At 40.3% G+C, this 11,291-nt stretch carries 11 protein-coding genes; 2 read left to right on the top strand and 9 right to left on the bottom strand.

The annotated features are described in order from the left end of the window. Positions 1-284 precede the first annotated feature (284 nt). From VLN09_RS08540 to uvrB, 3 genes are all read right to left on the bottom strand, one after another. Entirely contained in the window at positions 285-1,337 is a 1,053-nt protein-coding gene (locus tag VLN09_RS08540) for a histidinol-phosphate transaminase (protein WP_325245580.1), read from the bottom strand. Between the two features lie 367 nt (positions 1,338-1,704). Beyond that, positions 1,705-2,259, bottom strand: coding sequence for a hypothetical protein (locus VLN09_RS08535; protein ID WP_325245578.1), 555 nt, complete (start codon positions 2,257-2,259; stop codon positions 1,705-1,707). A 147-nt stretch (positions 2,260-2,406) separates the two neighbouring features. Next, the gene (gene uvrB, locus VLN09_RS08530) at positions 2,407-4,518 is read right to left on the bottom strand and encodes an excinuclease ABC subunit UvrB (protein ID WP_325245576.1); all 2,112 of its coding nucleotides are present in this window, start codon (positions 4,516-4,518) and stop codon (positions 2,407-2,409) included. Between the two features lie 175 nt (positions 4,519-4,693). Between uvrB and VLN09_RS08525 the strand changes: the two genes are divergently transcribed. Then, positions 4,694-4,891 (top strand): hypothetical protein, encoded by a 198-nt coding sequence (locus VLN09_RS08525; protein WP_325245574.1) that lies wholly within the window; start codon positions 4,694-4,696, stop codon positions 4,889-4,891. Positions 4,892-5,443: 552 nt separating this feature from the next. Then, positions 5,444-5,956 carry a DNA starvation/stationary phase protection protein Dps gene (dps, locus tag VLN09_RS08520; RefSeq protein WP_325245572.1) on the top strand — a complete coding sequence of 171 codons (513 nt, stop codon included), beginning with the start codon at positions 5,444-5,446 and terminating at the stop codon, positions 5,954-5,956. 138 nt (positions 5,957-6,094) lie between these two features. Here dps and VLN09_RS08515 read toward each other — a convergent pair whose 3' ends face one another. The 6 genes from VLN09_RS08515 to VLN09_RS08490 form a co-directional block, all read right to left on the bottom strand. Then, the gene (locus tag VLN09_RS08515) at positions 6,095-6,796 is read right to left on the bottom strand and encodes a DUF2059 domain-containing protein (RefSeq protein WP_325245570.1); all 702 of its coding nucleotides are present in this window, start codon (positions 6,794-6,796) and stop codon (positions 6,095-6,097) included. Between the two features lie 39 nt (positions 6,797-6,835). Continuing rightward, the gene (locus VLN09_RS08510) at positions 6,836-7,933 is read right to left on the bottom strand and encodes a cation diffusion facilitator family transporter (RefSeq protein ID WP_325245568.1); all 1,098 of its coding nucleotides are present in this window, start codon (positions 7,931-7,933) and stop codon (positions 6,836-6,838) included. A gap of 155 nt (positions 7,934-8,088) precedes the next feature. Next, positions 8,089-8,637, bottom strand: coding sequence for an acyl-CoA thioesterase (locus tag VLN09_RS08505; RefSeq protein ID WP_325245566.1), 549 nt, complete (start codon positions 8,635-8,637; stop codon positions 8,089-8,091). A gap of 95 nt (positions 8,638-8,732) precedes the next feature. After that, complete coding sequence (locus VLN09_RS08500) at positions 8,733-9,143, bottom strand: DUF2177 family protein (protein ID WP_325245564.1); 411 nt, start codon at positions 9,141-9,143, stop codon at positions 8,733-8,735. Between the two features lie 37 nt (positions 9,144-9,180). Next, positions 9,181-10,545: a cyclopropane-fatty-acyl-phospholipid synthase family protein gene (locus VLN09_RS08495; protein WP_325245562.1), complete on the bottom strand. Its 1,365-nt coding sequence runs from the start codon at positions 10,543-10,545 to the stop codon at positions 9,181-9,183. A gap of 78 nt (positions 10,546-10,623) precedes the next feature. Further along, a partial coding sequence (locus tag VLN09_RS08490; RefSeq protein ID WP_325245560.1) for a DUF1365 family protein occupies positions 10,624-11,291 on the bottom strand: 668 nt, incomplete at its 5' end.

Raw genomic sequence — 11,291 nt, 5'->3', positions numbered from 1 at the left:
AGACCCACAATATCGCGTACAATTGGTGGCTAGAGTCGTAGCGAAATCATTGCAGAGTTGTTATTCGAGTATCGTTAAATAAATGGCTAGTATAGAAAATCCAAAGCGATTTGAGTATTATTAAAGTTAATAAAAAAGGAGGACTATTTTGTATAGTCCTCCTTTTTTATGTGTTAGCGTGTTTAGCTTTATCACTACAACCAGAATGGTGTTTATTAGCTTATCGCTCATATTTTATGTAAATATCTTAAAAATTCTGTCTGTACTTATGAGCTTTAAATCAATCAGACCCAGCCTTTTTCACGAAACAACTTTAGTACTTTAATGAATACTTCCATCTCCTTAGGCGTGCCAAGCGTTAGGCGGTTGAAGCCTGTAACAGGTGGAAACTCGCGACCAACCTTGATGCCATTGTCTCGCATTCTATCAATGTAAGTTTTTAAATCGCCTTTTATTTCATGAAAAATAAAGTTGGTCTGTGATGGTAAGTAGCGCAGTCCAAGATCGTCTAATACTGTTTCAATCATCTGGCGCGATTGATTGGTATTGCGTAAGCTTAGCGCTAAAAACTCTGCATCATTTAACGTCGCAATAGCGGCAACCGCACCTGACAAGTTGGTGTTATCCCTAGACATAAATGCTTCAACAGTCTCAATAGCTTGCGGATTGGAAATCGCATAGCCTACTCGCATACCGGCTAAGGCACATAATTTTGAGAAAGTGTGAATAACGATAAGGTTGTCTGATAATCCTTGTTTTACCCACTCAATACCACTCTCAAAGCTTGGATCTGACACGTACTCTAAGTACGCTTGATCTAATAAAAAATAATGGTTGTCTGGTGCATTACTTACCCAAGTTTTAAGCTTTTCCGTTGAGGTAATAATTCCAGTTGGGTTGTTTGGATTGCAAATATAAAGTAGGCTGATGCCATCAAAATCGTCAGCTGCTTTTTTTAGTTCGTCAAAATCATAATCATAGTTTTCAGCGGTTAATGGTATCTTGACTACAGGCACGCCAATGGAATTTGCATACCTCTCTGCACAATCAAAAGTGGGAACAGGAATCACCATTTGAAACTGTCTGCCCTCTTTTAATGCTTTATTTTGCAACATTTGTAAGGTAGCTCGAATATTTTCAGTCGAGCCATTACCTAATGAGATTTGGTTTTCTGCCACACCATGGATGGTGGCAATTTTGCTAATGAGCTCCGCGCGTGGATTATCTGGATAACGAAAGCCCTCACCTAAAGACTCTATAATGGCTTTTTTGGCAGAATCTGACATGCCTAGTGAGTTTTCATTCGCATTTAATTCTAAGAATTTATTATTTTTCATGATGGATGATACGCCTCAATGTCAGTGGTTATAAGATTGTTACTGCTCATTGATATCATATTAAGTGGCATTTGGTATAAACACAAGTTTTGTAACCGCCAAATATTAGTTATTAATCTACAACTATAAAGCTCTATCTTTTCACCCTGATATTGATTTATTTCGACACAAGAGACAGTCACTTGTTATCATCTATACCGCTATGAAATACCAGGTGTAAGTTACCAAATAATGCTTTCAAGCTATGATCATTCAGCCTTTTTACTCTCTGCATAAATATCGGGTGCGGCTTCAAATACTAGCCAGCCTTTCTTTATCCACTCTAAGCTTAACTGTAAAAAAATTTAAGAAGTTACGAGATTTAAAACTACACTTTTAGCTTCTTTAATTGTTCTCTTATTTTACCTAACTCTTCTACAACAGGGTCTTTAAAACCCTTACTTAATTCATAAGCTCTTAGGTCTATATGATTCGTTTCTATTACTTCGCGCGTCCCAAAGCTGTAGTTAGCAGTGATGGAAAATTGTTTAGGTAACTTACTATTAGACTCACCAAATATAAGAAAACCTTGAGCTAATGCAAAAATTAACTGCTGATTAGGTGCGAAACTATCTATAGTCGAACAAAACGCTGGAAAGTCTTTAATATTTTTATTCTCTTCACCAAATTGATAAAAATCATTGCTAATTGAAAGACGTAAGTTATTAGCAGAAGTTTTACCAGTATTAACTATTTTTAGATAAAGCAATGGTGTGTTTGGTCTCACAAATGGTTCAATAACTATATAGGGGCGAGACATAGCCTCTGTCTGTTCTTTCATGATATCGACCGTTTCTTTATTACTTCTTGATATTCTATACGTCAAAAATGAATAGGCTATTGTAGAAATAACTAAAATAGCCGTTAACAACTCTATAATCATATGGGTCCTAATTTATTTGAGTTTATTTAATTAAATCTTGTGGTACTGGTATGGAAATAGCTTAATCTAAAAAATATCAATAATAAAAAAGCGAGCCAGCTACAAGCCAACCCGCCTTATTTATCCTACCTTATGTTTACAATTTTTCTAAATCAAATGCGCTTTTAACTCTAGCACCTTATCACGAGTCTTCGCTGCATCTTCAAATTTAAGATCACGTGACATTTGCTTCATAAGCTTCTCAAGACGATTGATTTCTTTAGCCAATAAATCAGGACTGCGTAAGATACTGATATCGACATCAGGCAGATTGCTCTTAATTGGAATCATCTGATTATCGTTGGCATCATGGTCATCGCCCGTATCGATTTTATCTGTGATACTACGGCGCGCGCCTGTTGGCGTGATGTTATGCTCAAGGTTAAATGCCACTTGCTTTTCGCGGCGACGATCGGTCTCATCAATCGCTTTTTGCATACTGTTGGTAATGCGATCGGCATAGAGAATCGCTTTACCATTAATATGACGGGCAGCACGACCAATAGTCTGAATAAGCGCGCGCTCAGAACGTAAAAAGCCTTCTTTATCCGCATCAAATATCGCTACCAATGACACTTCAGGCATATCTAGACCTTCACGTAGCAAGTTAATACCGACCAACACGTCATGCACACCAGTACGCAGCTCATGGATAATTTGCATGCGCTCAAGGGTATCGATATCCGAATGCAGATAAGCGACTTTGACATCGTATTCTTTTAGATAGCTGGTCAAGTCCTCTGACATACGCTTGGTTAAGGTTGTGATTAATACGCGCTCATCTTTTTCACGGCGTTTGGTAATTTCAGATAATACATCATCGACTTGCGTCAGTACCGGACGAATCTCAATCTCAGGGTCAATCAGACCCGTTGGACGCACGACTTGCTCAACCACTTGCTCGCTGTGCTCAAGCTCATACAACGCTGGCGTGGCGCTGACATAAATGGTCTTGGGCTTGATACGTTCCCACTCTTCAAACTTCATCGGGCGGTTATTCATCGCACTTGGTAGACGAAAACCATAATTAACGAGGTTTTCTTTACGCGATCTATCACCTTTATACATCGCACCAATTTGCGATACCGTCACGTGGGATTCATCAATGAATAGCAGCGCATCTTCTGGAATATAATCAAACAACGTCGGTGGCGCTTCTCCTGACGGACGACCAGAGAGATGCTGCGAATAGTTTTCGATACCGTTACAGTAGCCAAGCTGCTGAATCATCTCCAAGTCGTACTGGGTACGCTCTTTAAGGCGCTGTGCTTCAATCAGTTTATTGTTTTCGCGAAAATACTCTAAACGTGGTTCAAGCTCAGCGCGAATCGTATGACTGGCAGCTTCTAACTTATTGCGCGGTGTCACATAATGCGACTTTGGATAGATAGTAATACGCGGCACCGTACGCACCGTTTTCCCTGTTAAAGGATCAAACCAAGTAATTTTTTCGACTTCATTATCAAATAAGTGCACACGCACGGCTAACTGCTCAGACTCAGCAGGATAGATATCTAGCAGCTCTCCGCGCAGACGATAAGTACCGCGGCCAAAATCTAGCTCGTTACGCGTGTATTGCATTTCAACCAGACGTTTAATCGTTGCGGTACGGTCTATGTTATCGCCCACGACGACATGAAGTAGCATTTTTAGATAGCTTTCTGGATCACCCAAACCATAGATGCACGATACTGACGCAACGATAATCGCATCACGACGCTCAAGTAGTGCACGTGTCGCTGAAAGTCGCATTTGATCAATATGATCGTTAATAGCACTGTCTTTTTCGATAAAGGTATCACTGGCTGCAACATACGCTTCCGGCTGATAATAATCATAATAGCTGACAAAATACTCAACCGCGTTATTGGGAAAGAACGATTTAAATTCACCATATAACTGAGCAGCAAGCGTCTTATTATGCGCCATAATAATGGTGGGACGTTGCGTCTCAGAGATAACCTTTGCCATGGTATACGTCTTACCAGAACCCGTCACACCCAGTAATAACTGCTCATCCATACCAACATTGATACCGTTGACGAGCTTTTTAATCGCTTGCGGTTGATCGCCTGCTGTCTCAAATTCGGTGACCATCTCAAAGGCGCGACTTGATATTTGCGTCCCTGACGCGTTGACACCACTAATTTCAGCTTCGCCTTGCAGCTGAGTGGCTAATTGGTTTAACTGACGCGACGAGCGCGGTTCAGGCATTCGCATAATGGCTGTCTTCCTGATTTTTTATAAGAGGTTAGGTTTATAACACTATGGGGTTAAACCTTTATTTTTAAAGGTCATTTATTGCGCTAAACGTCCACAAATGGATGCACAGACACTCAATAAAAAGCATAGAAACTCAGGTATAGTTCAATGACAATCAATCAAGGAAAGAGTTATGAAAGGTCACTGTCTGTGCGGTAACGTCACCATCGAATTAGAAGATATCAATACCTTTGAGGCGTGCCATTACACGATGTGTCGTCGTTTGGGCAGCAGACCATTAATGGCAATACATAGCCATTCAAAACCTGACTTTCAGGGCGAAGACTCAATGACTGTCTATAGCATGGGCGGAGCGCGCGTTTTGCCATAAATGCGGCACCAATCTCTATTATCATCAGCTTGGCTCTGAGACTTATGTCCTGTCGCTTGATTGTTTCAAGAAAATCCAAACCTTACTTTCGAGAGCCAGATTTTCATTGATAGAAAACCTGATTATTATGAATTTTCCAATGACACAGTCAACTTAACCCAGCAACAGTTGTTTGATAAATTCGCGGAGAAAGGTATTAGACCAAAGGACTAAATATTTATAGGATTTAAAATACGTATGACTATTCTTAACTTAACGTCAATTAAATCAAATTTTAATAAGATTGAATATGCTGGCGCGTGCACGGATTGTTATCAAAGCATCTATTTTAGCGGTTAAATTTACAAAGGTTTTCATGATTAACAAACTCAGTACACGACCATTGTATAAAGCCTAAAACTTAGAGTTCCATCTGTTATTTAAGCTGTTATTATCGATAGTGAATTTATAAGCAGTCAGCAACAACTTAATAAATAAAAATTTAAAGAGCTGTTGATAACTAGGTACTAATTAGAAACCTAAATTTATTAAAATAAAATAATGGAGCAAAACATGAGAGAACGTTACGCAAGTGGAATAGATGACGCAACCGCAAAGAAAATGATTAATCTGTTGAATGCGAACCTAGCAAATCTGATTGATTTGAGTATGGACAGCAAGCAATGCCATTGGAATTTGCAAGGTACTGGCTTTATCGGTGTGCATCAGTTATTAGATGATACTTATGCGCGCTTGACTGAAGCTTATGATACGGTCGCTGAGCGCATTGTTATCCTTGGTGGTAAAGCTAATGGTATCTCTAAGCGTGTCGTTGAGGACTCTATCTTAAAGACTTACCCAACTGATATTACTGACGTTGACCAGCATGTTCGTGAGCTGACCAATCGCTATAAGACCATTGCTGCGTCTTTGCGTAAAGGGATTGATGCTGCTGGTGATGCCGGCGATGAAGATACCGCTGATTTATTGACTGAAGTGAGCCGTACTGTTGATAAAGATGCTTGGTTTATCGGTGCAAATGCCCCGAAAAAAGATACCTCAAAAAAAGATACCTCGAAAAAATAAGATCAACTTATCTGCTAAACATAAAAAAGGTCACCATACAGGTGACCTTTTTTATGCATGCTTGTTTTTTAAGTTGGCTTCAAAATATCGAATTTAAAAATAACTAAGTTAAAAATAATTAGGTTAGCAGCAGATAGCCTAAAAAACACCTTTCACGATTTGCTTCATCTGCGGCAACAGCTCACTCAACTGATTTTCTGTCTCTGATGTATCTTGCGGTAAAGATTGCTTTAAAAAAGCAGCGGTAATTTGCGGTTGCTTTGCTAAGATATTTTGACCGACAGCGGTGTCGTAAAATTTGATTTGGGCATCTACTTCCGCTTGCGTATAGTAAGTTTTTGCAGCACTGATATAAGCTTGCGTCAAGGTTTGAATATCTGCCGTATTACCTATCCCATTGGTCATGATTTTGGCATATTGACCTAACACACTTTGGATCTGATTTTGTAGCTCACGTTGACGTTTATTCAACGGTTTATCAGTCTTCTGTTGATTCTGAGTTTGCGTATTAATTGCATTGATAGCCGCTTGCTTACCATCGACGATAGATTGTATTTGCTCATCAATATGCATGACTTGCATCAGTTTAATGATAGAGATATCAGTAGGTAACGGGCGGTTAACACTTTGTGCTTCATCAATATTATTCACGCTATAAGGTGCTGATGTAACCGTTTTTGTTTGTTGAGTTCGATTGGCGTCACTGTGTACGATTAATTCTGCATTGGCTTGTACAGCAGTAGCTGACATTAAGGTCGCCACTACTAGTGCCAATAACGGTGATACTACTTCTGAGCGGCGATTGGGATATTTTGTTAGCGGCTTTAAAGAACTTTTCATATTATGTTTTCATTCTTATTATGGATTATAGATTACGAATTATGGATGTTCATTCTTAGGTAAACGTAAAATTTCAGCGTTAGGGACAGACAAGGTCAAAATAGCTTCTTGAAATAATTCATAACTGCGAAACTGATTTTCTATACTTTCAAATTTGTGCGCAATCTCGTGTTCATGTTGATTGCCAGCAATATCGACCGCCGCGACCATAAATATTTTTTTGGGACCTACCCACTCCAAATGCAAGTAAGAAACGCTGTCAATATCTGGATGCTTAATAAGCTCGGATAAAACATAATCGTGCATTTTTTCTGAAACTCTATGCCCCACCAAAAAATCACGATTACGACTGATTAAAAAGACGGCTACCGCTGCAAGCAATATACCGACAATGATAGACCCAAGCGCATCCCAAAATGGCTCGCCGGTATAGGCGTGCATTGCCATCGCAGCTGCCGCTATGACCAAACCTACTACTGCCGCCAAATCTTCAAAGAACACACCGCGCAAGGTGGGATTAGAGGTGTCCATCACATAGCCAATGGCGCTGACATTAATCACTTCACCCTGCTTTTTACTTTGCAAATATGCTTGTGTCAAAGAAAAGCCTTCAAGTACAAAGGCGACTGCCAAGATAATAAAACCGATGGTATAGTCGGTTTCAGTCTCAGCTGCATTCCACTCAGTAATACCGGTATAAATAGATACTACTGAACCTGCCATAAAGACGCCAAACGCGGCAATCATCGACCATACATACGACTCTTTACCGTAGCCGAGTGGATGGCTTTTATCAGCAAGTTTAATCGACTTTTTCTCTGCAACGATCAATAAGGTACCATTGCCCGCGTCTGCCCAAGAATGCGCCGATTCCGCTATCATGGAAGCGGAACCCGTCATAAACGCTGCTACTGTTTTGGCAATCGCAATAATAAGATTGGCACCAACTGCAATCAAAACCGTTATTAGTGAGCTCGATTTTTTGTCATCATGGCTTGGCACAGATTTAGAGTGGTCAGAATCGGTTTTATCTGGAGCATTAAAGGGGTTTTGAGCGCGAGAGCGACCAATGCCGCTCGTATCAGCGCACGGCGTTGGCTCATCTTTTGAATTGGATTCTGGCGGTTTTAAACTCATCTGAGTCTCAATAAATGGATGGTTTAAGGTATAAAACCAGACTAGTTATAGATAGACACTAGCTGATCTATTAGTTACTTTAGATTCCATTTACTGTAGTCAAAAAACCTGTTCTTATCAGTAATGCTTTGGTGAGAGTTTGTTTATTGTCTGCATTAATGAGCAGATTCTTCACTTGCTACTTTATTGGTAAATTTATTAATGTCACAGCTGATACGTTGCGAGCCTTCCATACGTATATTTTTGCGCTCTAAGCCTGCGTCAAATCGGCATTGTTGCAAGGCATCTTTAATCTCAAGCTCAGGGATTAGCGTGGGCTTACGATTTTCATCAATCGCCACCATCGTAAAATAGCAACTGTTGGTATGACGAACCGTACGTGCACGTACATCTTCTGCCTCTACTCGAATGCCGACTTCCATTGAAGTTTTGCCGACATAATTGACGCTAGCCGCAAACGTCACCAACTCACCAACATGAATAGGCTCACGGAACATCACTTGATCAACTGACAATGTCACTACATAACTACCGCTATAGCGACTGGCACAGGCATAAGCGACTTGGTCCAGCATCTTGAGTAAATCCCCACCATGGACATTACCAATAAAATTGGCCATATCAGGGGTCATAAGTACTGACATGTATAGCTCATGGTTTAATGGGACACTTTTGGCGGTGGAGCTGGTGTTATATTGCGACATAATGTTCCTTAAGGGGAAAAATCTATTATTAAGTGTCATTTATACAGCAGCAACTGCGACAGCGCAAATATAGTCAATTCATATTAAATAATAGACTAGCTCAACCAATGAAAACGATAAGCAAGCCACGCCACAATAACGCTCACTGTACCTGTCAGAATACCGCCCCAAGCAAAATCGACCAAAGCGGTGTCTAAAGTGAAACCTTTATATAAGGCTAAGCTGGTGAAATCATAAGTACCGTAAGCCATCAACCCTATCAAACCGCCCAACAAGAAAATATGGTGAAGCGGCGCGTTTGATCTAATTTGTGGGTATAAAATAATGATACACAGCGCCAGCAGATAAAACAGATAAAACACGCCAGCAGCAGTCATGTTTGGCTCATCAGCAAGCAAGTGTCCGATACGTTTTTCATAAAACAGCCCCGTCATAGTCTTAAGCCAGACCGCATCAATGCCCAAAAATATGACAAGAGAAGCAAGATAGATATAAATATAACCCATAGTAATATCCTTTTATAATAGGGAATAAAAATGCAGCCTATGAATGCCATGCATCAATATTATCTGGTTTTACTGCAGTTACTTGCACGACTCCAATCGTCCGCTCCAAAAAGCCCCCTTCACAGTAGCAAAAGTAAAACTCCCATAAGCGAATAAATGCTTCATCATAACCGAGCGCTTTTATCTCTTCACGCTGCGACATGAATGCACCGCGCCAATCACGCAGCGTAAAAGCGTAGTCAAAACCATAATCATGCAATTGTTTGATGACCATATCGGTCTGCTCAGTAAACTGCGTCGTCAGCTCTTGATTGGACAATAAGCAGCCACCGGGGAAAATATGTGTCTGGATAAAATCGACTGACTTTATATAGTCCTGATAATTTTGGTCATTAAAGGTAATTGCTTGTAGCACCATTAATCCCGTTGGCTTCAGCAGGCTATTACATTTGGCAAAAAACGTCGGTAAATACTCGTGTCCGACCGCCTCAATCATCTCAATACTGACTAATTTATCATACTGTCCTGTTAGCTCGCGATAATCCTGCTTCAGTAAGATAATTTTATCCGAAAGTCCAGCCAGTTCGACACGGCGCTGCGCCTCTTCATATTGCGCGTCTGAGATAGTCGTTGTGGTTATTTGACAGCCATAATGCTGCGCCGCATAAATAGCAAAACCGCCCCAACCAGTCCCGATTTCTATTACATGGTCTTCAGCCGTGAGTTGTAGACGCTCACAAATCAGCGCCAGTTTGTGCTGCTGCGCCTCAGCCAATGTCGTATCTACATTTTTATAGACTGCTGATGAGTACATCATCGTATCGTCTAAAAAACGCTGATACATGTCATTACCCAAGTCGTAATGCGCTAAAATATTGGACTTTGAGCCAGACTTGTCATTGCTTCGTAACTTATGATTTGCCCGCTCAAATGTTTTACTAATACCCGCAAAACGGTTTTCTAATTGATTCAGCACTGCCAAATTACGCGCTGCTAATCGAATCAAACCCGTTAAATCATCCGTATCCCATTCGCCATTGATATAGCTGTCCGCTAGTGCAATAGAACCACCAAATAATAGCTGACGATAGACGCTGCTATCATGAATGGTCAGCGTCACATCCAATGCATGACGACCAATAGCTGAGCTACTTATGTTGCTAGAAGAGGCTTTTCCAAAATGATGCGGCTTAGACTCCTGTCCAACAAAATCCTCAATGATAGTAATACTACCAAATTGAATGTGCTTCAAAGCTCGGAATATGGCTTTTCGCGCCAGATAATTCACGCTATTACTAACTGGCTGCAAAATAGCACTGTCATTAACCGTTTGATTGATGTGAGCAGTGATTTTTCCTAATTTTGATACGGGTGCCTTGCTTGCTAGTCTTGCTGACATCATTTATCCATCCTTATATAAGTGTTCAATAGTAAGCGCTCTAAGCTAAAGTCTTGAATCTTTGAACCTGTGGCATAACAGTTAATGCTCACGCTTATTATTGCCATTGTGCTGCTGGCTATCGGCTAATGTTTCATCGTAATTAATATAAGGTACTTTTTTAATGGCATAGAGTTTAAAAGCCTGCCCATAAATACGTATTAAAGAAGTCACATTCATCAGTGGGTTTTTGCGCAAACTTTCAGAAATCGTCGACGCTGTCATTGGCACACCTGACATTTTTATACCCGTTTTTAATACCTCACCGCGCTTATCGCTGATATTGATAGCGATACGAATATCCAAACATTGGTCAGACTGCTCTTTTATCTCACTTTTCACTTCATTTATGACAGTATTTTTTATTGCCTTTTTAATCGTTACTTGCCATTGGTACTGCTGGTCAATGGGATTAAAAGGTGAGACATGAAAGTCTTTATCGTGACAAAACTCAGTGTTTGCGCCATCTAATAAAAACCCATAGTAATGGCGTTTATCCCATGGCGTATTTGATACTTCTGCCAATAGATGGCTAGGATTTTGTGCTTTATCAAAACCCAAATAGAAATTCACTGGGCTAAAATAAATACCTGCATTACGGCAAACGATCATGCCAATCATATCACCTGTTGGTGCACTACCCGTCCGTTCTGTAAATGCCTGAATTAAACGTTGCTCAAGTGCTTTAACGTCTGTTAAATATCCTCCTT

The sequence above is a fragment of the Psychrobacter sp. genome (genome assembly GCF_035469765.1).
Lineage (GTDB): Bacteria > Pseudomonadota > Gammaproteobacteria > Pseudomonadales > Moraxellaceae > Psychrobacter.
Note: the sequence above shows the minus strand (reverse complement) of the source record. Positions and strands in the feature narration are given on the sequence as shown.